At 60.9% G+C, this 21,859-nt stretch carries 20 protein-coding genes; 14 read left to right on the top strand and 6 right to left on the bottom strand.

Going from position 1 to position 21,859, the window contains the following annotated elements; translation table 11 throughout:
- Position 1: 1 nt before the first annotated feature.
- The 4 genes from PQR40_RS00435 to PQR40_RS00420 all read right to left on the bottom strand — a co-directional run bounded on the left by PQR40_RS00435 (position 2) and on the right by PQR40_RS00420 (position 3,853).
- A complete protein-coding gene (locus PQR40_RS00435; RefSeq protein ID WP_408508182.1) occupies positions 2 to 565 on the bottom strand; it encodes an isochorismatase family protein in 564 nt (187 codons plus the stop codon).
- Positions 566 to 581: 16 nt separating this feature from the next.
- Positions 582 to 1,049 (bottom strand): MarR family winged helix-turn-helix transcriptional regulator, encoded by a 468-nt coding sequence (locus PQR40_RS00430; RefSeq protein WP_408338496.1) that lies wholly within the window; start codon positions 1,047 to 1,049, stop codon positions 582 to 584.
- Between the two features lie 151 nt (positions 1,050 to 1,200).
- Positions 1,201 to 2,343 carry a porin gene (locus PQR40_RS00425; RefSeq protein WP_408235724.1) on the bottom strand — a complete coding sequence of 381 codons (1,143 nt, stop codon included), beginning with the start codon at positions 2,341 to 2,343 and terminating at the stop codon, positions 1,201 to 1,203.
- Positions 2,344 to 2,938: 595 nt separating this feature from the next.
- Complete coding sequence (locus tag PQR40_RS00420) at positions 2,939 to 3,853, bottom strand: LysR substrate-binding domain-containing protein (protein WP_408235721.1); 915 nt, start codon at positions 3,851 to 3,853, stop codon at positions 2,939 to 2,941.
- Between the two features lie 121 nt (positions 3,854 to 3,974).
- Here PQR40_RS00420 and PQR40_RS00415 point away from each other — a divergent pair, with 121 nt between their 5' ends.
- From PQR40_RS00415 to PQR40_RS00395, 5 genes are all read left to right on the top strand, one after another.
- Positions 3,975 to 4,862: a HalD/BesD family halogenase gene (locus tag PQR40_RS00415; protein ID WP_408235718.1), complete on the top strand. Its 888-nt coding sequence runs from the start codon at positions 3,975 to 3,977 to the stop codon at positions 4,860 to 4,862.
- A 39-nt stretch (positions 4,863 to 4,901) separates the two neighbouring features.
- Positions 4,902 to 6,128 carry a M24 family metallopeptidase gene (locus PQR40_RS00410; RefSeq protein ID WP_408508181.1) on the top strand — a complete coding sequence of 409 codons (1,227 nt, stop codon included), beginning with the start codon at positions 4,902 to 4,904 and terminating at the stop codon, positions 6,126 to 6,128.
- Positions 6,129 to 6,222: 94 nt separating this feature from the next.
- Positions 6,223 to 7,260, top strand: a complete 1,038-nt coding sequence (locus PQR40_RS00405) for an ABC transporter substrate-binding protein (RefSeq protein WP_408235712.1) — start codon at positions 6,223 to 6,225, stop codon at positions 7,258 to 7,260.
- A 104-nt stretch (positions 7,261 to 7,364) separates the two neighbouring features.
- Positions 7,365 to 8,333 carry an ABC transporter permease gene (locus PQR40_RS00400; protein ID WP_408508180.1) on the top strand — a complete coding sequence of 323 codons (969 nt, stop codon included), beginning with the start codon at positions 7,365 to 7,367 and terminating at the stop codon, positions 8,331 to 8,333.
- A gap of 30 nt (positions 8,334 to 8,363) precedes the next feature.
- Positions 8,364 to 9,197: a quaternary amine ABC transporter ATP-binding protein gene (locus PQR40_RS00395; RefSeq protein WP_408508179.1), complete on the top strand. Its 834-nt coding sequence runs from the start codon at positions 8,364 to 8,366 to the stop codon at positions 9,195 to 9,197.
- Positions 9,198 to 9,314: 117 nt separating this feature from the next.
- Here PQR40_RS00395 and PQR40_RS00390 read toward each other — a convergent pair whose 3' ends face one another.
- Positions 9,315 to 10,019, bottom strand: coding sequence for an ArsR/SmtB family transcription factor (locus PQR40_RS00390; protein ID WP_408508178.1), 705 nt, complete (start codon positions 10,017 to 10,019; stop codon positions 9,315 to 9,317).
- A gap of 149 nt (positions 10,020 to 10,168) precedes the next feature.
- Here PQR40_RS00390 and PQR40_RS00385 point away from each other — a divergent pair, with 149 nt between their 5' ends.
- The 9 genes from PQR40_RS00385 (at position 10,169) to PQR40_RS00345 (ending at position 20,897) form a co-directional block, all read left to right on the top strand.
- Positions 10,169 to 11,548: an MFS transporter gene (locus PQR40_RS00385; RefSeq protein ID WP_408508177.1), complete on the top strand. Its 1,380-nt coding sequence runs from the start codon at positions 10,169 to 10,171 to the stop codon at positions 11,546 to 11,548.
- A gap of 261 nt (positions 11,549 to 11,809) precedes the next feature.
- Positions 11,810 to 12,541, top strand: a complete 732-nt coding sequence (locus PQR40_RS00380; RefSeq protein ID WP_408508176.1) for a sulfite exporter TauE/SafE family protein — start codon at positions 11,810 to 11,812, stop codon at positions 12,539 to 12,541.
- Between the two features lie 296 nt (positions 12,542 to 12,837).
- Positions 12,838 to 13,047 carry a DUF3311 domain-containing protein gene (locus tag PQR40_RS00375; RefSeq protein WP_325043394.1) on the top strand — a complete coding sequence of 70 codons (210 nt, stop codon included), beginning with the start codon at positions 12,838 to 12,840 and terminating at the stop codon, positions 13,045 to 13,047.
- Positions 13,048 to 13,065: 18 nt separating this feature from the next.
- Complete coding sequence (locus tag PQR40_RS00370; protein ID WP_408338490.1) at positions 13,066 to 14,451, top strand: sodium:solute symporter family protein; 1,386 nt, start codon at positions 13,066 to 13,068, stop codon at positions 14,449 to 14,451.
- Positions 14,452 to 14,489: 38 nt separating this feature from the next.
- Positions 14,490 to 16,151, top strand: a complete 1,662-nt coding sequence (locus PQR40_RS00365; RefSeq protein ID WP_408508175.1) for an amidohydrolase — start codon at positions 14,490 to 14,492, stop codon at positions 16,149 to 16,151.
- The gene (locus tag PQR40_RS00360; RefSeq protein WP_408235688.1) at positions 16,144 to 17,109 is read left to right on the top strand and encodes a CobW family GTP-binding protein; all 966 of its coding nucleotides are present in this window, start codon (positions 16,144 to 16,146) and stop codon (positions 17,107 to 17,109) included. Before PQR40_RS00365 ends, PQR40_RS00360 begins: the two co-directional genes overlap by 8 nt.
- Before the next feature lie 279 nt (positions 17,110 to 17,388).
- Positions 17,389 to 17,793 carry a nuclear transport factor 2 family protein gene (locus PQR40_RS00355; RefSeq protein ID WP_408338486.1) on the top strand — a complete coding sequence of 135 codons (405 nt, stop codon included), beginning with the start codon at positions 17,389 to 17,391 and terminating at the stop codon, positions 17,791 to 17,793.
- Positions 17,794 to 17,812: 19 nt separating this feature from the next.
- Complete coding sequence (locus tag PQR40_RS00350) at positions 17,813 to 19,228, top strand: NAD(P)/FAD-dependent oxidoreductase (protein ID WP_408508174.1); 1,416 nt, start codon at positions 17,813 to 17,815, stop codon at positions 19,226 to 19,228.
- A 241-nt stretch (positions 19,229 to 19,469) separates the two neighbouring features.
- Complete coding sequence (locus PQR40_RS00345; protein ID WP_408235681.1) at positions 19,470 to 20,897, top strand: amino acid permease; 1,428 nt, start codon at positions 19,470 to 19,472, stop codon at positions 20,895 to 20,897.
- 99 nt (positions 20,898 to 20,996) lie between these two features.
- Here the strand turns inward: PQR40_RS00345 and PQR40_RS00340 are convergent, their stop codons facing one another.
- Positions 20,997 to 21,848 (bottom strand): IclR family transcriptional regulator, encoded by an 852-nt coding sequence (locus PQR40_RS00340; protein WP_408235678.1) that lies wholly within the window; start codon positions 21,846 to 21,848, stop codon positions 20,997 to 20,999.
- Between the last annotated feature and the right edge of the window lie 11 nt (positions 21,849 to 21,859).

The following is a 21,859-nucleotide window of genomic DNA, read 5'->3' as shown; positions in this document are numbered from 1 at the left end:
ATCATGCGCGTGATGTTTCCAGCAGATCGAGGACGTCCTGCGTCGTGCCGGTTTCGCCGAGGCGCGGGAAGATTCGCGCGATGCTGTTGGTGTGAGCGTCCAGGTTCATGTCCGTCATCGCGTCGATCGCGAACGTAACGTTGAAGCCGAGTTCCTGTGCGAAACGCGCGGTGGACTCGACGCCGATGCTGGTGGCCACGCCGACCAGTACCACCTGCGTGACGCCTTGTTTGCGCAGATACGCTTCGAGGTCGGTGTTCGTGAACGCGCCCCAGGTGCGCTTGGTCACCAGATGATCCGACGGCTGCTGGTTCAGTTCGGGAACGAGGTCTGCAAAGCCGGCGGGGAAGTCACCGGCAGGACGCGACTGCTCCGCGCGGCCTGGCGCGCCGCCCGCCACGTTGACGAGCACCACCGGCAGACCGTGGCGACGAAATGCATCGGCCAGACCAACGGAGCGCTTGACGACCTCCGCGGTGGGGTGGGCGGTGGGCAGTGCGACGATGCCTTGCTGCAAATCGATGACGACCAATGCAGTCTTTGCGTCGAGCGTAGTGAGGGCCATGGTGTTTTCCTGGAGGTTACGAGTCGATAAGGCGCTTGAGCAAGTCGACGCCGATCGCGAGCTGTTTCTGTTCGGCGGCGGAGAAGCGGGTCTGCATCGTACGGAACAGCCAGTCTTCGCGTGCCGCGCGGCTTGCCTTGATCTGCTTGCGGAAGGTGGGCGTGAGGGAGAGAACAGTTTGCCGCCCGTCGTTCGGATCCGGTGCGCCACTCACGAGCCCGGCAGCTTTCAGAATCGAAAGCGTCTCGCCCATGGATTGCGGACGCATACCGTGGATGCGCGCGAGCGTTGTGACCGTTGCCGGACCTTCGCGCTCCAGCAGGATCAGAACCTGCACCTGCGACGGCGTGAAATCGCCCACGTGCGCTTCTTCGCGCAACCGGCGGCGCAGCTTGCCGACAAGTATGCGCAAGTCTCCCGCCGTTGCGTGCAGGGCGTCGGAATCGGAGGAGGAGCGTGTGGGCTGAGTGTCGTTGCTGGACATACCGGCAGATGTGAAGGTTACCTTCGTAGGTTACCTTCACATCTGCCGGGAGTCAAGTTGACGGAGCTGGTGGCGGAATGCGAGGCGGGCCGCGCATTCCGGGTTTGGCTTGAGTGATCGGGTTGAAGCGTGGCGTGCGGCGACGCGTCTTTTAGAATTTATGGCGAAGCGCCACGCGAGCCACGACCTGATTCTGCGTCGACGAAGGAGACTGCGTGCCTGGGACGAATGCGTCGTCGAGAATCGAGTTGGTCGAACTGCCGGCGACCTTTTGATACTCGCCCTGGATGTAGACGTCCGTGCGTTTTGACAGGTTGTAGTCAGCCATCAGGCCGACGGAGTGGATCTTGGGTTTTACGCTGCCTGTCGAGGCGTCGTAAGTCTCCATCGTGTAGACATACTGTGCGCCAACGAAGAGCGCAGGTGTGATCTGGTATTTGCCGTTCACTTCGAAGTTCTGGTATTTCAGCGTATTCAGCAGGACGCCGTTTGCAGCGAGCGGGATACCGATATAGCCGTTACCGATGGGATCCTTGTAGTTCGAGTTGGTATACGCGAAGCCGACAGTCGCCGAGCCGAACGTGTAGTTGATCCCGCCGCCGAACACGCGCATACGTCCAGCGATGAAGCTTGCATCGTTCGCGGTGATTGCACCGTTCGAACCGACGCCGGGATTATTTGCTTGCAAATAGGCCGCTGCGACCAGCAGACCGCCGTTTGCGTACTGAGCACCGAAGCTGTACTGACGGTTGTTGGCGAAATTCGTATCGTTGCTGAAGCTGTACGTGCCACCGAACTGGAACCCCGAGATATCCGGGCTAGCGTATTTGATGGTGTTATCGACGCGGAACGAATTATCGGTGTTGTCGTTGTCGTACGGATGCGCAAACAGATAGCCGGCCCAATTGCCGTTGGCGGTGGTCTGCGCGAGATAGTCGACCACCGAATCGTATTGACGGCCTAGCGTAACGGTGCCGAAGCGGTCGCTGCTCAGACCCACATAGGCTTGCCTGCCGAACATGCGGCCGCCCTGATTGAGCCGGCCGGAATTCAGATCGAAGCCGTTTTCGAGTTGAAAGATTGCTTTGAGGCCACCGCCGAGATCTTCCGAGCCTTTCATGCCCCAGCGGCTGCCTTGTGCGTAGCCGCTTGCGAGCTCCACGACGCTACCGTGTCCGACGTTATTGGTGTAGTCGACACCTTCATCGATGACCCCGTATAGCGTCACGCTGCTCTGTGCGAAAGCGGGGGACGTGGCGCCGAGCAGGGCGAGGGCGATGACTTTCTTTTTCATAAGATATCCAGAATGGTTTGGGCAAGTGGCCGACGCATGATTTTCCGGCCAATACTTTTTGCAAAGCGAGGAATTCTGATGGGATCAATCGGAAACGCCGATGGAGCAAGCGCTGGAGAGTCGCCAGCCGAATCACGGAACGTTTGCTATCCGAATGACTTGACGAGGCGGGGAGAGAGCGCGCGAAGCGAGGAGAGACAAGACGAGATGAGATGAGACGAGATGAAGAGCGGAGCAGTGAAATGAGTCGAGAGGGGAAGAACTGAGACAGATGGTTTTAAGAAATACGGGTCGGCGCGCGCAGCGCCGCCGGAGGCATGACTGCCTTGTCACCAGGGCGGAATGTGCGAGAGCACGGATTCCAGATGCACCACTACCGCGACTGTGCGAGGGACCCGCTTACGAGCTAGCGGTGTGAGCTGCTTTCTTTTGCCTACTTTTCTTTGCAGCAGGCAAAGAAAAGTAGGTGCCTGCCCCGCACAGGGGCGACGCTAATAAACCGATAACAAATCAAGGAAAGGCCCAAAGGCCAGATCAAGGAAAGGCCCAAAAGCCAGATCAAGAAAAGACCACCCCCACGAGACAAGCAGCACCGCTAAGCGCTAACAGCAACCGCCAAATTGCGCCTCTCAACAACCATCTCCTCAATCAAAGCCGCAAGCACATCCACAGCAGGATCCCGATTAACAGAAGCCCGATGCAACTCAAGATCGGCCGCGGGCAAGGCGGGCAACCCATCCTGAACCCCAAGCACCCGCCAGTTATCCGGCAACGTACACCGATCGATAATCGTAACAGCCGCCCCATGATTAACCGCAACCTTGATCCCGGTAGGACTCTGACTCGTATACACAACCTGATAGTGCCGCTCAACCGCGGCAAGCGCTTCAAGCCCCCGCTGCCGATAGCAACAAGTCTCAGGAAACAAGGCAAGAGGCACCGGCGCCCCAGCCTCCAGAACAAAATCCCGATGCGCGGCCCACACCACTTCCTCACGCCCGAGATGCCGCCCACTGGTCTGCGACCCATGCCGCACCACTAAAGCCAGATCCAACTCCCCAGCCTGCAACCGCTCCAGCAACTCCAACGACATCCGGCAATGAATATGCGGCCGCGCACCCGGCCTCAGCGCATAAAACTTCTTGAGCAATTCAGGCAGCCATAACTCTGCATAGTCCTCGGGCAGGCCAAACCGGATCACCCCATCGCTATTACTCCGGTTCAGCGCGGCGATCGCCTCGTTTTGCACCTGAATAATGCGCCGGGCGTGAATCAGAAAATTCTCGCCATCGCGCGACAAAGCGAGCCGCCGGCTGCTACGCAAAAACATATGCGTTTCCAACCGCTCCTCCAGCGTGCGGATCCGCAGACTGATGGTCGACTGTGTGCGGTGCAGCAGTTTGGCCGCCGCGGTGAATCCGCCGCTGTCAACCACGGTAACGAATGCCCGCACCAGTTCGGGGTCCAGAGAACTCAGTTTCGACCAATCGGGTCCGCTGATGGAAGCCATCGGAATTACTCGCTTTCCAAAGAAATTTGGCGATCAAAACATGGGGGCGTCAGTGAGGTGATTGTTGTCGAAAACAATTCGCGTCACAAATCAGTCTGAACCCCTAATCTGGAGTCTCTCCGTGTCAGTCAGTCTTCCTCTTGCCGATGCCGAATGCAACGATTTGAGCGACATCGTCGATACCGGGCGCTATCCCTTGCACGATCCGGACCATCCCCGCATGCGCGAACTGATCGCGAACTGCCGCGCTCACCTGGCGGGCAACGGCAGTGCGGTGCTGCACGGCTTCCTGCGGCCCGAGGCGCTGGCCCAGGCGCGGGCCGAAGGCGTGGCCCTGGCGGGCAAGACCTACTTTTCGATTCGTAAGGTCAACGCTTACTTCACTGTGGACGACCCGACGCTGCCTGCCGACGATCCGCGCCGCGTCTTCATGGACCGCACCAGTGGCTTTGTCACCCGCGATGTAATCCCCGCCGACGCGATCGTGCACCGCATCTATGTGGCCCAGGCGATGAAACGCTTCGTTGCCGCCTGCCTCGGTGAAGCGCGCGTTTGGGAATACGCGGACCCCTATGCCGGGCTGGTTCAGAACGTCATGCCGCCCGGCACCGAACAGCCGTGGCATTACGACACCAACGAATTCATCGTCTCGATGATGACGCAACAGCCGGAAGCGGGCGGCGATTTCGAGTATTGCCCGAATATCCGTTCGCCCCAGGGCGAGAACTATGGCGACGTGGGCAGCGTAGTGCGTGGCGAAACGCGCGCGCCGGTCAACGTAATCACGTTGCAGCCCGGCGATCTGCAACTGTTCAAGGGACGCTTTTCGCTGCACCGCGTCACGCAGGTGCAAGGCGGAATCGACCGGCACACAGCGATCTTCGCGTACTCGCAGAAGCCTGGTGTGATTGGCAGGCTCGAACGCACGCGCCAACTGTATGGACGCGTGTCCGAAATGCATCTGGAAGCCGAGCAACGCCTCGTGCGTGCCGACAACCTCGTTGATTGAAGTTTTTTCCAAAAACCATCCTACGTCCCCTTCAAAAACATGACGATTATTCGCCCGACTCACCGCCCGGAAGATTGCGAACCGACCGTGGAGGAAATCGCGCAGATCCAACGTGACAGGCTTGCCGCCGTACGGCGCGAACTGAAAAAGCGCGATCTGACCGCCGCGATCCTGTTCGACCCCACGCATATGCGCTATGCGACCGGCTCGCGCAACATGCAGGTCTATTCGATGCGCAATCCGGCGCGTTATCTATTCGTGCCGGCCGAAGGCAAGGTTGTGCTGTTCGAATACGCAGGCTGCGATTTTCTCGCCGACGGACTCGATACGGTCGATGAAGTGCGGCCCGCCACCGCGATTTCCTATTACTTCTGCGACGACATGCTGGGCCGCGTCACCGAGCGCTGGGCCGATGAAATCGATGAACTGGTCAAGCAGAGTGGCGGCGGCAAACGCATCGCCATCGAAAGTGCGACATCGGCGGCGGCCTTTGCATTGCAGGCGCGCGGCTATCAGATCAGCGACGCACAGGAACCGCTCGAACGGGCGCGATCGATCAAGGTTCCCAACGAGATCAAGATGATCCGTTCATCGCTGCGTGCTGCCGAAGAGGGCGTGCGTAAGCTGGAAGCGGCGCTCATGCCCGGCATCAGCGAAAACGAACTCTGGTCGCATCTGCACAAGCACATTATCGAAACGGACGGTGACTACGTGGAGACACGTCTGATCAGCTCGGGGCCGCGCACCAATCCGTGGTTCCAGGAGAGCAGTCCGCGCAAGATCCAGGTCGGCGAGCTAGTCGGCCTCGATACGGACGTAGTGGGGCGCTTCGGTTATTACGCGGACTTCTCGCGAACCTTCCTGTGCGGCGACGGTCCGGCCACGGCGGCACAGAAAAACCTCTATAAGCTCGCCTATGAACAGATCCATTCGAACATGGAGAACGTGCGTGCCGGCGCGACGTTCCAGGAGTTCATCGCGAAAGCGTGGAAGATTCCCGGCCCCTACCGGGCGCGCCGCTATTTCGCACTCGCGCATGGCGTCGGCATGACCGGAGAATATCCGTACATCGTCCATCGTGAGGACAACGACGCCAAGGGTTATGACGGTGTGATCGAGCCTGGCATGACACTGTGCATCGAAAGCTACATCGGTCATGAAGACGGGGGTGAAGGCGTCAAGCTGGAGGAGCAGGTGTATGTGCGCGACGACGGCCGTGTGGAACTGCTGTCCGACTATCCGTTCGAGAAACGCCTGCTCGCCTGAGCGCATGGCGCGTCTTCACCGGCATGTGAGGCAGAGGTTTGCCCTCTCGCGCATGCCGGCTCAATGCAATTCAACGCTCCAAGGGTGATCGACGATGCAATTCAGACAACTTCGGGTGGTGCTGTGCGCCGCCGCCATGGCCTTGACCGGCGTTAGCGCGCACGCTGCGGGTAGCTGGTGCGCGCAGGGCAAGACGGTGCATTTCGCGGGCATTACGTGGGAAAGCGGCTCCTTCGCAACCGAGGTGCTGCGGCAGATTCTGGAGAAGGGCTACGGCTGCAAGACCGATGTCGTGCCCGGCAGTACGGCGGCGACTGAAACCGCGCTTGCGCACAACGACGTGCAGGTGTGGGCCGAACAGTGGACCGGGCGCAGCGAGATTACCGCAAAAGCCGTGGCTTCGGGCAGCGTCAAACTGGTCGGCGACACCTTGCCGGGTGGGACGAAGGAAGGTTGGTTCGTGCCCGAATACGTGGTGAAGGGCGATCCCAGGCGCGGCATCAAGCCGGTCGCAGCGGGCCTAGTGTCGGTGACCGACCTGCCTAAGTACAAGAGCGTATTCGCCGACGACGAGGAACCGGACAAGGGCCGCTTTCTCAACTGCCCGACGGGTTGGGATTGCGAACGGGTCAACACACGCTTGCTGAAGGTGCTCAATCTCGATGCGAGCTACACCAATTTTCACCCGGGCACGGGCGCGGCGCTCGATGCCGCTATCGCCTCCGCCTACCAGCGCGGCGCGCCGATCGTGTTCTATTACTGGGGCCCGGCCGCGCTGATGGCGAAGTACAAGTTCGTCGAACTGAAGATGCCCGCCTATAACGAGGCGTGCTGGAAAACCTTGCGCGACGAAAGCAGTACCTCGCAATGCGCCTCCTCGTACATGGTCTCGCATGTCACCGTAGGCGTATCCACGCCGTTCTATGACGCCGACCCGCAGCTCGTGTCGATGCTCGGCAAGGTCAGGTTTCCGATGGACTTCCTCAACAGCACGATCCTCGAAATGAGCACGAAGAAACTCGACGGCTCAGCCATGGCCACGCAATTCTTGCGCGAGCATCCGGAGATGTGGAAGCAATGGGTACCTGCCGATGTCGCGTCGAAGGTGCAGGCCGGACTTGCTGGTGCCTGACAGGCGGTAACGTCAGGCAGATCTCGATGGCACGAGGTCTTGCGGCGTCGTGCCGGACAGCAGGTTCGTGCAGCCTGCTGTCCACCTGTAGTGGAGGATTGGTCATGAATTCGTTTTTTCTGCATCTTTCGATTGCCGACTGGGTGAACGATGCCGTGCAATCGTTCGTTACCCGCTACGGCGACAGTTTTCACCAGTTCAGCATCACACTCTTGCGCTATGTGCTCGTCCCGCTCGAAGGCGCACTGCGCGCCTTGCCGCCATGGCTGATCCTGCTGGCGGTCGGCGCAGTGACGTGGAATGCGACGCGGCGCCTGAGCATTGCCGGCTTCTTCATGCTGCTGCTCTACGCGATCGGCTGCTTCGGTCTGTGGGAAAAGCTGATGCAGACCCTCGCGTTGATGCTGGTCGCGACGGTGCTATCGGTCTCGCTCGGCGTGCCGCTCGGCATTCTGACTTCGCGCAGCGCATGGCTGAGGCGTGTGCTGTTGCCGACGCTCGACGTCATGCAAACGCTGCCCAGCTTCGTCTATCTGATTCCGGTATTGATGCTGTTCGGCCTCGGCAAGGTACCGGCGATCCTCGCCACGATCATCTATGCGTTGCCGCCGCTGATTCGTCTGACCGATCTCGGCATTCGTCACGTGGATAGCGAGGTGGTCGAGGCGGCACGCGCATTCGGCACGACGCGCTGGCAGTTGCTGGTCAACGTGCAGATGCCGCTGGCTCGGCCCAGCATCATGGCCGGCATCAACCAGACGACGATGATGGCGCTCTCAATGGTGGTGATCGCCTCGATGATCGGCTCCCGCGGCCTCGGCGAAGATGTACTCGCCGGCATTCAGACACTTGATGTGGGCAAGGGGATGCAGGCGGGTATCGCCATCGTGATTCTCGCGATCGTGATCGACCGCATCAGCCAGGGCTATGGACAGGACCGACGCGCGCGACGCCTGTTCGCGCAACGCAGAAAGGCCAAAGCGGCTTCGCGCATTCCTTATCGCATGAGCGGCACGAATTCGGATGAAACGTCTGCGGCTGAAGGCGGGCTCGAAACCCGCGCGGCCAAGTAGCAGGAAAACGAGGCAAGCAAGGAGAGCAACATGGCAGCGATTGAAGTCAACCACGTGTACAAGCTTTTCGGGCCGCCCACCAGTCATGCGCGCGTGCTCGATCTGTTGCGAAGCGGCAAGGGCAAAGCCGATGTGCTGGCCCAGACCGGTTGCAATGTCGGTCTGAACGACGTCAGCCTGAATATCGGCGCGGGCGAAATATTCGTGATTATGGGATTGTCCGGTTCCGGAAAGTCGACCCTGGTACGGCATTTCAACCGGCTGATCGAGCCGACATCGGGCGAGATCGTGATCGACGGCTCGGACGTCATCAAGCTCGGCGCGCAAGGCTTGCGTGAGCTGCGCCGCTACAAGGTCAGCATGGTGTTCCAGAATTTCGGACTGCTGCCGCACCAGACTGTGCTCGACAATACGGCGTATGCATTGCGTGTGCGCGGCGAGAGCAGGACCGAAGCGAACGAGAAAGCCCGTGTCTGGCTCGGCAAGGTGGGGCTGAACGGGTACGACGAACATTATCCGGACGAGTTGTCCGGCGGCATGCGCCAGCGGGTCGGATTGGCCCGCGCGCTAGCCGCTGATACGGATGTCCTGTTGATGGACGAAGCATTCTCCGCGCTCGATCCGTTGATTCGCACGGAAATGCAGGATCAGTTGCTGCAACTGCAGGCTACGCTGAAGAAGACCATCGTGTTCATCACGCACGATCTCGACGAAGCACTGCGGATCGGCAATCGCATTGCAATTCTGCGTGATGGAAGACCTGTGCAGGAGGGGACACCCAACGAGATTCTGACGCGCCCCGCAGATGACTATGTGAGGCGCTTTGTCGAGCGCCGCTCAGATCGCGGCACGACCAGCCATTGATGCGATTGCTTACACGCGTGGCTGTCGATGCATCCGGCTTCGCGGCGCACGCTCCGCGAAGCCGGACAAGGCCGAGGCGCGGGCTGAACAATTGGGCGGCCAGCATGGCCGGGGCGTTTAGTCAGGCCCGCAAGACTCTCGGGCGATACCGAAGTGCCGGTTGAGTCCATCCCAGCCGAGTGCCGTGACCGTCACCGACCGCGTAGTGGGCGATCGCTGCATCCAGCCCCATGCAAGAAAGGCGTCCATTAGCCGGGCGCCTAACGGTCCCGCGACGTGATACTGCCGCTCGGTCCAGTCAAGACATCGGTGCGCATGGTCAGCGTGATCGAACCCCGCATCTCCCATGTCGATGCCGAGTTGCTGCAGCCATTCGCAACCGGGTGCGGTGAGTGCGTATTGGCGCTCGCCCGTCTCGACGATGAAGCCCCGCGTGAGCATGCTTTGCGTCACCGCGACGCCGACCTGACCCGCCAGGTGGTCATAGCAGCAGCGCGCGAAACGCAGCGCCTGGGCCGAGCGACTGGGCGTATTGCGCCAGGCCGGGGTGACCGGCCCAATCGACGCGAGGCTTTCAAGCACATGCGAAACGTGTGCGCCGGCGAGACGGTAATAGCGGTGCCGGCCCTTGCTTTCCACGCTCAGCAAGCCGCCGTCGAGCAGCTTTGCGAGGTGCGAACTGGCAGTTTGAGCGGTCACGCCCGCCGCTTGCGCAAGCGCGCCGGCCGACATGGCGTTGCCGTCGGCGAGCGTGATCAGCATCACCGAACGAACCGGCTCGGCGATCAGGTGCGCAACGCTTGAAATATTGTGCTGGCCCATTTATGTGCAATGTCCGTCATTGATGTGCGAGTGATGCCTGCTGGCAGGCGAAAAACCGTTCGGTTGCACACTTCGATACAGCCCGAAGCATTCTCTGTGCGGGTCGCCTTATAGTCAACGGCAAACCAATAACGAGGGGCTGGAACTCATTGAACAATGAACGTGAATATCAGAAGCGGGTATTGATCGCGACGAGCCTCAGCTACGTCATTGTCATACTGGACACATCGATCGTAAACGTCGCGCTGGAGCCGATTGCGGCCAGTCTAGGCTCGGATATCAGCGGCCTGCAATGGGTGGTCAACGCCTATACGCTGACATTTGCCAGCCTGCTGCTGAGCGGCGGCGCACTCGGTGACCGGATCGGCGCGAAGACCGTCTACCTCGCCGGATTGCTGATTTTCGCTTGCGCATCGGCGTTATGCGGATTGGCGCCGGATTTGCCGATTCTGGTGGCCGCGCGGGTATTGCAAGGTGTCGGCGCGGCATTGTTGGTACCGTGTTCGCTGACCCTCATCAACCATGCTTTTCCGGTTGCCCGGCAGCGAGCCAGCGCGATCGGCGTATGGGCCGGATGCGGCGGTATCGCGATGGCGGCGGGGCCTCTGGCAGGTGGCCTGCTGATTCATCTGTTCGGCTGGCGCAGCATTTTTCTGGTGAACGTGCCGATCGCGTTGATCGGCGCGTGGCTGACTACGCGCGTCGCTTCGGTCCGTCCAGTGGCGTCGGACAGGCCAATGGATGTCGCCGGGCAGATGCTCGCCATCGTTGCGCTTGGCGTGTCGGTAGCCGTGCTGATCGAGGGGGCGAAGCTCGGATGGCGGGCGGACGCGATATGTGTGGGCGCGGCGCTTGCGCTGGCCGCCTGGGTTACGTTCGTGCTGGTCGAGGTCAAACGCAAACAGCCGATGCTGCCGTTGGGCTTATTTCGCAGTCCGGTGTTTTCTGCATCGGCGTTCGTTTCGCTGATTTCCGGCCTGATTTTCTACGGTTTGTTCTTCCTGCTGAGTCTGTACTTCCAGTCTGCTCGCGGATGGTCGCCGTTGCGGACCGGCCTGGCGTTCCTGCCGTTGACTGTGATGGTGACCATCGGCAGCTTCGCATCCGGCGCGTTGAACCGGGCGTATGGCGCGCATCGGCTCGTTTGTAGTGGCTTCCTGCTATATGCGTTCGGTTTCGCCGGTCTCGTTGCGCTCGCGGACGATGCGCCATATTGGCGTATTGCACTGTGCTTTCCGGCGATCGGTTTCGGGGCGGGATTGATTACGCCGGCGGCGACCGCCGCCTTGATGACGGCGGTAGACAATGCGCGTGCCGGCGTCGCGGCGGGCGTGCTCAACGCGAGCCGGCAGACAGGGTCCGCTTTTGGCGTCGCGATCTTCGGCGCGCTGATGAGCGCGATCCAGCCGCTCGACGCAGGGATTCGCGTGGCCGTCTATCTTGCGATAGGGCTGTCGTTACTGGCGGCGCTAGTCTGGAGCATCGCGTTGGCTGTGGCGACGCGTTACGCGGGCAGTGATGCCTGGTAAGCGGGTTCGACCGCAAAGTCTCGTGCGTGGGCGGCCCTGGCGACGGCTTCCGACGGCACGACGGCCATCGCTGCCAGCGACGGCAAAACGGAGTGCCTCGCGTGCCAGTCCTGGCTGGCACCATCGAAAGGACTCTGTTGGCACTACGCCGGCGTTCGGAATCCTGCGACGATACCGGCCCTCTCCTGAAGATGTCGTCGTGCGCAGAACGTAGCAATCGATTGGACCTTCGATTCTCCGTTTATAGCGAACAAACGACTCATGAATGTTGCCGATACCCCTTTCGTACTGGGATGTCTGACCCTGGTGACCCTGGTTGCGGGCATGGCAAAAGGTTTGACCGGATTCGGCGGCGCGCTCGTCATGGCGCCATTGTTCGGGCTGTTGATTCCCGCACCCGAAGCCGGCGTGCTGATCGTGCTGATCCACTTTGCGACCTCGCTGCAAGGCGTGCGCAGTTGGGCGAGCGCGGTGCGCTGGCGCACCGTGATTCCACTCGCGCTGGTCGCAATGGCTTGCACCGCCGTCACGACATGGTGGATGGCAAGCGAGAGCGCAGTCGAGCTTCGACGGCTCGTCGCGGTCGCCGTGCTTGCCTCCACGGTGATGCACATGCGGGGCTGGCGCTGGCTTCACGATAGCGGCTGGCGGCCGACCTTCACAGCAGGCGCCATGAGCGGCGCGTTGACCGCGCTGGGCGGCATTGGCGGTCCGCCGGCCGTCTACTACCTCAACGGCATTGGCCAGGGCTCAGCGCTGCGCGCCAATCTTCTCGCTTATTTTGCGGTGCTCTATGTGGGGGTGGTGGCCCTTTTTGTGGCCGAGCACCAGGTTCACAGGCCACAGTTCAGTTCACTGGCGCTGCTCGTGCCGGTGTTCGTGCTCGGTGTCTCCGTGGGGGAGCGCCTGGGTCCAAAGGTGCCTGTGCGTCGGCTCGAACATCTCGTGAGCGCGTTGCTGCTGTGTTCCGGGCTGGTCGCCCTGGTCACGTAGAGACGCACAAAGACGCATAGAGACACGTGAGAGGGCGTAGAAAGGCGTAAAAACGACCTTGCCATCTCCCTGCGAGCGGGTGCAATGCCCGTTCGTGGTCCCTCATGTGGACCAGGCGATTTATTATCGCTGGTACTAGTCAGGTGCATTTTCGGCCACCGATACTGAAGTCGTCTGCTATGGCTGTCATGCCATATCCGTTCGCCGCGGACCGCCACTAACCAATGCGGTTTTCAAATGGCAGGCGGAATCAGCAGACATGATTTCATCGATCGCAAAAAGCAGACGGAGACTTCATGCTCAAGTTCTTGATTGGGATCGGCATCCCCTATATCGGGGTGATAGGCCTGCTGCCCTGGGTCGCTTCAGTGGATAGATATGTCCTGGGCGTGCCATTCATCTATGCGTGGATCTTCGCGTGGTTCGTCCTGACGTCGCTTTGCCTGCAAGTGTGCTGGCGTCTGTTCGATCGCCGCGCGGACGATGCACCTCCGCAAACCCACTGAAGCAGCAGGAGAGCCAGGATGTCCACCGTTGTCTTTCTCGGTTTGATTCTCTTCTCGCTGTATCTGGCGATTCGATCCAGAAAAGGGCATGGCGCGCAAAGCGTTCATGATTTCTTTGTCGCGTCGCGGCAGTTCGGCGCGTATCTGGTTTTCTTCCTCGCCGCGGGCGAAATCTACAGTATCGGCACGATGGTCGGCTTTCCTGGCGGCATCTATGCCAAGGGGCCGACTTATGGGGTCTGGTTCCTGGGCTATATCCTGCTGGCGTATCCCGTCGGCTATTTCATCGGACCGAAAATCTGGGAAGCGGGGAAACGGTATAACGCCATTACGCTGCCGGACCTGTTCAAAGGCCATTACGGCAGCCGCGCGCTGGAGGTGATCGTCGCCGGATCGGCGATCCTGTTTCTGCTGCCTTGGGGGGAATTGCAATTCACGGGGCTCATTGCCGCGTTCAAAGGTCTTGGCTGGAATTTCCAACCGCTCTATCTGATTCTGATCTCAGCGATACTGGCCTTCACCTACATCGCCATTTCGGGAGTGCGGGCGTCGGCGTACATAGCGGTTCTGAAAGACATACTGATGGTCGCGGCGATTGTGATCACGGGGCTGGCGGTCTCGTGGGAATCCGGCGTCACGGAAGTTTTTCACGCCGCGAGCCTGCACGTCAGCAACAGCATGAACGCGAATCAACTGACGTTTTCGATGAGCACCATGCTGTTCCAGTCGTTAGGGTTCTACGTGATGCCGTTCGCCGTGCAGGTCTTCTTCACGGCCGCAAGTCCGAACACAATCCGGCGCACCCAGGTTGCGATGCCGTTGTACATGCTGATGTATCCGTTTCTGGTCATTGCCTCGTACTATGCGATCAGTCAGAACCTGCACCTCGCGTCGCCGAATGAAGCGTTCTTCGCGGCGGCGATCCGGTTGCTGCCGGGCTGGTTGCTGGGTTTGGTCGCGGCCGGCGCCGCGCTATCCGGTCTGCTGGTGCTGACGGGAATCTGCCTCGCCATCGGTCCGCTAGTGACACGCAATCTGTTGCCGAAGATGCCCGAGAGCAAACAGAAAGCGACCGCGAAAACGGTGATCGTGGTCTACCTGCTGGTCTCGATCGTGATGACCTTGCTGACGCCGAATCTGATGCTCACACTGATCAATACCGCGTACTACGGCGTGACCCAGTTTTTCCCGGGCGTGATGATCATTCTGTTTTCGCTTCGCGTCAAACCGGCCGCCGTTGCAACGGGTATTCTGACTGGCCAGATACTCGCGATCATCCTTTATATCGTCCATGCCGATCTCGGCGGATTCAACCTTGGACTGCTGTGTCTCGTGATCAATATCGCGGTGACCGCCGTACTGAACTATGGTTGGAAGCGCAAGCCAGTGCATGCGCTGTCCTAACCGTCCGACCCGCGTCCTAAAGCAAATAACGCCTATTTATGAATTCGATTGAACGAGGTCCCATCACAGTCTTCGTCGCCAGAAAAATTCTGACGATGAATCCGGCCCAGCCGCACGCCACGCATGTTGCCGTGCGAGACGGCAGAATTCTCTCCGTCGGCAATCTGGAGGAGGTCAGTCAGTGGGGCGAGGCGGAGATCGTCGACACGTTCCAGGACAAGGTGTTGATGCCGGGTCTCGTTGAAGGGCATTGCCATCTGATGGAAGGCGCCATGTGGGACGCCGTGTATCTTGGCTACTACGACCGGCGCGGTCCCGACGGCAAGTTGTGGCGAGGCTTGAAAACGCTGGACGAGGTGATTGAGCGGCTCGGTGAAGCGCAACGCACGATGACCGACGCGGCGACGCCGCTACTCGCGTGGGGTTTCGATCCAATTTTCTTCGGTGCGAGCCGCCTGTCGGTCAGGGAACTCGATACCGTTTCCGCGAGCCGCCCCATTGTCGTGCTGCATGCGAGTGTGCATCTGATGAACGTCAACAGCGCGATGCTGGCGCTTGCCGGTATCGACGGCGACACTGACATCGACGGTATCGATAAGGATCAGGACGGCCAGCCGACCGGCGAGTTGCAGGAATTCGCGGCGATGTTTCCGGTGTATCAGGTGATCGGCAGCCAGCTTTCCATTGCGGCGAGTGAAAAGAAAGAGGCGATCTGGAATTTCGGCAAGGTCGCACAACTTGCCGGGGTGACCACGGCGACGGATCTGGTCAACGATCTGTCGGCGCTGGGCAATCGCAACCTGCGCGAAGTCACGGCCGACCCGCAATATCCGGTCAGGATCGTGCCGGCATTTGCTCCGCAGCGAAGCCCGGACAACGGCGTCGAAAAAGTGCTGTCGGCCATTCGCGACAGCACGGAAAAATTGAGGTTCGGCCCGGTCAAGTTCATCGTCGATGGGTCGATTCAGGGCTTCACAGCGCGGCTGAAGTGGCCGGGCTATGTCGGCGGGCAGCCGAACGGATTGTGGCTGATTCCGCCGAGTCAATTGGAAGAGGTGTTCACACCGTTTCACCGCGCAGGGCTGCAACTCCATATTCACACCAACGGAGATGAGGCCACCGAGGTCGTATTGAACGCCCTCGAGAAGATGCTCGACGCCTGTCCGCGCAGCGATCACCGTCACACGCTGCAGCACTGTCAGATGGCTGATGCGAGCCAGTTGGCCCGTGCGGCGAAACTCGGCATGTGCATCAACTTTTTCTCCAACCATATCTACTACTGGGGCGAGGCCCATTACGCGCAGACCATGGGCCCCGACCGGGCGAACCGCATGAACGCGGCGGGCACGGCGCGGCGTCTGGGCATGCCCTTTGCTTTTCATTCGGATGCGCCGATCACGCAGTTGAGTCCGCTGTTTACCGCTTGGTGCGCGGTGCAACGCAAGACCGCATCGGGACGCGTGCTGGGCGCGAGCGAGTGCATTCCTGTGGCCGACGCGTTGCGTGCGATCACGCTGGGAGCAGCCTATACGCTCAGGATGGACCACCTGATCGGCAGTATCGAGGTGGGTAAATTCGCGGACTTCGCCGTGCTGATGGATGACCCGAGCGAGGTCCCTGCTGAGAAGTTGAAAGACGTCGAGGTGTGGGGCACGGTGCTGGGCGGCCGCGTGTTCAGGTCGCCGGCAAAAAATGAATGACGCTGCGGCCGTGAGCGTGCGGCCACCCATTCCCCTGGTCGTGCTCGGCGGCTATCTGGGCGCGGGCAAGACCACTCTGCTTAACCATGTGCTCTCGAATGCGGGGCATTGCAGAGTGGCTGTGCTGGTCAACGATTTCGGCGATATCAATATCGACGCCGCGCTGATTCGCGAACGTACGGACGACGTCATCAATCTGGAGAACGGCTGCGTTTGCTGCTCGATCGGCGGCCGCCTCGTCGATGCGCTCGTGAAAATCGGCGCGCGGCCCGAGCGTCCCGAGTTGTTGATCATCGAAGCCAGTGGTGTTTCCGATCCCGTGAAAATCGCGCAGATCGGCCTGCTCGACCGGGCATTCAGGTTGGTCGGGATCATCGTTGCCGTAGACGCCGAGCGAATCGGCGCAACCTTGCTCGACCCGTACGTTGGCGATATTGTGCGCCGGCAGATCGCGGGTGCGACGGCCCTTGTGCTCACCAAGACCGACCTCGTGACAGAGCAGGAAAAAGTGGCGGCGAGGGAGGCGGTGTCGTCGCTCGCGACCACTTCCATCCTGCTCGAATCCGCAAACGGATCCATTCCGCTGGAGCTGATCTTCGACGCGAGTGTCGCGCCTCGCCGTCGTACCGCTGGGCTCGCTCTCGCGGCGAGCGAGGGCCTCAATAGCCATCAGGACATCTGCAGCTTTTCCTTTCGATCGGATTTTCGCCTCGACAGGAAGAAACTCAGGGACGTGTTTCGCAGCCTGTCTGTCCCGCTATTGAGAGCGAAGGGCATCGTCTGGCTCGACCAGGATGCCTCTCCGCAGGAACTTCATGTGGTCGGCGGCCGCATTCTGATCACGCCTTTTGCGGGTCATGCAGCGGGTGAGTCGACGATCGTTCTGATTGGCCGTTTCAGCGACGAAGACGAGCGTGCCGTGAGGCGCTGCCTCGAAGGTACACAGACGCTGAACTAACAACCCCCGTTTCGCGTCAGCGTGCCGCGATCATTGCGCCAGGCACACCAGGCACGCAGCACACCTGGCGCACCAATCCCACGAATCCCACCAACGGCCCGAAACCGAATCCCCGGTTCCAGGCCAGTCAACTCACGTCTCCCCGGCACACGCTGCACCAGGCGAAAGCAGCGCACTGGCCCTACCGTCGAGCGGACACGAAACTTACACTTTTCCATAAGAGATCGCCGCTTAGGCAAGCTCACGAGTCTCACCCAATTAACCAAGCAGGAGACATGCATGGCCACAACAGAAACGTCCGCACCCAGGGTCACCGCGGATACGCTCGCCGCATTTTCCGCCGCGTTCAATCGTCACGATGCGAATGCGCTGATGGGCTTCATGACCGAAGACTGTGTGTTCGATGCCGCCGGCGGAAGCGAAGTCTACGGTGCGCGCTTCGCTGGTCGCGAGGCAGTGCGCGCAGCGTTCGAAGCAGTCTTCAAGACCTTCCCGGATGCGCATTGGGGCAAGGGTCGTCACTACGTCGTGGGCGACCGCGGCGTGTCCGAATGGGTATTCACGGGTACGCATGCGGAAGGCTGGCGCATCGAAGCGGAAGGGTGCGATCTCTTCGAGTTCCGCGATGGTCTGATCGCAGTCAAGCGCGCGTTCCGCAAGGAACGTCCGAAGCAGAACGTTTGACGCCGACGAGGAGCTTCACATGGAGCAAAGTGTCATCACACGGGTCGGCGAAGGTCTGTCAGCGGGGCGGGACAGCGCGACGCAGTATGACCCGAGATACGACCCGCTGGTCTCGCCGGGACCCGGGCATGGCAAGCAATACGCACCGACCTACTGGGCCGCGACCGCCGGCACGCCGCCGCCTGACGATGGTCCGATCACGAAAGACATCGACGTGGACGTGGCGATCATCGGCGGAGGGTATACGGGACTCGCGACAGCGCTTTGTCTCGCGCGTGAGCATGGCATCAAGGCGGTGGTGCTCGAGGCCAACAAAACCAGTTGGGGTTGCAGCAGCCGCAATGGCGGACAAGGGCAGAATGCGTCGGGGCGTCTGTCGCGCTCCCAATGGATCGAGCGTTGGGGTAAAGACGTCGCGTTGAAAATGCACGACGAGATCCAGGAAGGGTTCGACAACTTCAAGTCGCTGGTCGCCGAGATCGATTGCGATCCGCAGCCGGGCGGCCACTTTCTGATTGCGCACCGGCCACGCATGATGGCCAAACTCGCCGCTGAAGCCAAAGTCTGGAAAGACGTTTTCGGTTATCCGTCCGAGCTCATCGACCAGGCCACGTTCCGCCGCGAATACGTCAACGATAGCGAGGCAGCCGGCGCACTCCACGAACCCGAGGGCATCGGCATTCACGCGTTGAAACTCGCGTATGGCTATCTGCGGCTGGCGCGTGAAGCGGGCGCGAAAGTTCATCCGGCGAGTCCGGTGATCGGCTGGGAGACCATCAACGGTATTCATCATCTACGCACGCCGGGTGGCATCGTGCGGGCTCGATCCGTGGGGATCGCGACTGGCGCGTATACGGCGCCCGACCTCCACCCCTCGCTGACGAGCCGCGTCATGCCGATCCTGTCGAATTCGATGGTGACGCGGCCGCTCACGCAGCAGGAAATCGCTGCCTGCAATTTTAGAACGACGCAGGTGCTCACCGACACGCGCACCTTGCGTTTCTACTATCGCTTCCTGCCGGACAACCGGTTGCAGATCGGCAGCCGTAGCGCGATCACGGGTGCGGATGCACCGAATCCACGTCATTACGAGTTGCTCGTCGAAGGAATGGGCCGCAAGTTCCCGGCGTTGCGCGGTGTCCCGATCGACTATTCATGGTGGGGCTGGGTGGATGTGAGCCACGACATGATGCCGCGCGTGTGTCAGCCGGATCCGAAGCAGTCGGTGTTTTACGCACTGGGCTACGGCGGCAATGGCGTGTCATATTCGCAGCAGGCGGGTCGCCGGCTCGCCGAACGGATCGCGGGGAAAGGGTCGAAGCAGACGCTGCCGATCTTCACGTCCCCGTTACCCGGCCATCCGTTCGCACCGTTCCGTCGTATCGGACAACGGATGCTCTACCAGTTGTATTTCCGGCGCGACGAGAAACCTTGAACATGGCCTGCGTGCCGCGCCACCCGCGGCATGTTATTCGCCGGCCGTCGTGCGTCACTCGCACGGCGTTGCGCAGCCAGACCGGTCTGCGCGTTAAATCATAAGAAAAGACACGATGCAGCGAGACGCGCAAGCGTCCTTGCTCGATCCGAATTGACGGCGCTCAGGTGCCGGGAATGCGCGCAGCTTCGCACGCAGCCCCGTACGACCAGCGCCGGCATCAACAGGATGTGGAGGTGACATGCAAGTATCGAATCAAAGTGAACTGAAGACCGGCCTGAAGGAGCGCCACATGACCATGATCGCGCTGGGCGGCGTGATCGGCGCGGGCCTGTTTGTCGGCAGCGGCGTCGTGGTCCAGCAGGCCGGCCCAGCGGCAGTCCTGTCGTTTCTGATTACCGGCGGTCTGATCGTGCTCGTCATGCGCATGCTCGGCGAAATGGCGTGTGCGATGCCGGCAGTGGGCTCGTTTTACGAGTACGCGCGACTCGCCTTTGCCGGCAAGCGCGGCCCGGGCAAACTGGCCGGCTTTCTGACCGGGTGGATGTACTGGTATTTCTGGGTCATCGTCGTGGCCGTCGAGGCGGTGGCCGGCGCGAAACTGGTTCAATTCTGGCTGCCGGATACGCCGGCGTGGGCGATCAGTCTCGTGCTGCTGGTGGTGTTGACCGCGACTAACCTGATTTCGGTGGGCAGCTATGGCGAATTCGAATTCTGGTTCGCGTCGATCAAGGTCGCGGCGATCGTCGTGTTTCTGTTTCTCGGCGGTCTGTATGTGCTGGGGCTCTGGCCCGCGTCGATGCACACCACCTCCGTGATGCCCACGCTCTTCTCGCACGGCGGGCTGATGCCGAAGGGGATCGGACCGGTATTGAGCGGCGCGGTCGCGGCGACGGGCTTTTACTTTGGCGCGGAGATCGTCACGATCGCAGCGGCCGAAGCTCACGAGCCGGTCAAGGCGGTCGCCAAAGCCACTAACTCGGTGATCACCCGCGTGCTGATTTTCTATGTCGGCTCGATCCTGCTCGTGGTGGCGCTAGTTCCTTGGGATTCACCGAAAATGGCGACGCCGTATGTGAGTGCGCTCGATGCGATGGGTATTCCTGCCGCCGCGAACGTCATGAATGCGATCGTGTTGACCGCCGTGCTCTCCGCGCTTAATTCCGGCCTCTACGCGGCCTCGCGGATGATGTTCGCGCTGACCCGCCACGGCGACGCACCGGCTGCGCTCGCCAAGGTCAATCGCCGCGGCGTTCCGGTTCGCGCGATTCTGATCGGCACCTTGTTTGGCTATGTGTCGGTCGTCATGTCTTATGTATCGCCCGACACGGTGTTTGCATTCCTCGTCAATTCGTACGGCACAGTGGCGATTTTCGTCTACGTGTTGATTGCCGTGTCGCAATTGAAGCTGCGCGCCCGGCTTGAGCGCGAAGCGCCGGAGATGCTGCGCGTGAGGATGTGGTGCTACCCGTATCTGACCTGTTTCGCGATTGTCGGCATGGTCGGCATTCTGGTGGCCATGGCGTTCATACCGGACCAACGCACGCCACTGTGGCTGGGTGTGGTGAGTCTCGGCGTGCTGCTCGTGGCGTATGCCTGGCGGGCCCGGAAACGCGGCGCAGCATCAACTGAGCCGGAATTCGTGGAATATCGGCCCCACACGCATTGATGCCTGTCTCGCGCGTGTTGATTGCAGCGCAGCAGGTGTCGTTCGCGACAACCGCTGCGCTGCAGCGATACGTTACTGGCGTGCGCAGTTGCAGTCTCCCTACTTCGACACGGCCATCGCGGCCGTAGCCGCCGTATTCGCGGTTGCAGGCTGCAGCAATGGTCCAATGCGCACGGCGATCTCCTTGAGCTTCGGCACCGCTTTCAACAGATCCTCCAGACTGGAACGTGCCGTGGGCGAATGAACGGCCAATGCCGCAAGCACACGGCCGTCCTCGACGTTGCGCACCGGCACCGCGACCGCCACCATCCCGCGCACGAATTCCTCGTTGTCGACACCGATGCCGCGCATGGCAAGGCGGTCGAGTTCCGCTTCGAGCAGATCGATATCGGTCAGGGTGCGATACGTCATCGATTTGAGCGGCAAGCGCCTGATGACGAGTCCGCGCTCGGCCGACGTCATCTGCGACAGAAACAGCTTGCCGCTGGCGGTGCAATGCAGCGGGACGCGCGTGCCCGGCTGCATATGCAGACGCAAAGGCTCGCTCGTCTCGACGCGCTCGACGTACAGCACGGTATCGCCGTCGAGCACGGTGAGATTGCAGGTCTCGCCGAGCGAGTCCACGAGCGTGCGCAGCAGCGAGCGGCAAGCACGGGTAAACGTGCTGTTCGCGAGTGTGGTCAAAGCGAGCTGCGCGGCGCGCGGCCCGAGCGCAATGGCGCGATCGGCCCCACGCGAATCCGGCATATGTGTGACGTAACCGCGTGCTTCGAGCGACTCGATCAGGCGCATCAAGGTCGCCTTCGGAATCTGCAGACGTGAGGACAACTGGGAAAGTGAGGACGGCTGTCCGGCGGACGCAAGTTGTTCCAGCACGCTGAGCGCGCGCAGGACGCGGGTGTCGTCGGCGGGCTCGTGAGCAGGTGAGGGGAGGTGCGTGGTGTCTCTCATTGTCCTTCCCG

The organism is Paraburkholderia sediminicola, assembly GCF_046026855.1.
GTDB lineage: Bacteria > Pseudomonadota > Gammaproteobacteria > Burkholderiales > Burkholderiaceae > Paraburkholderia > Paraburkholderia sediminicola_A.
This window is presented reverse-complemented; position numbering and strand designations above follow the sequence as displayed.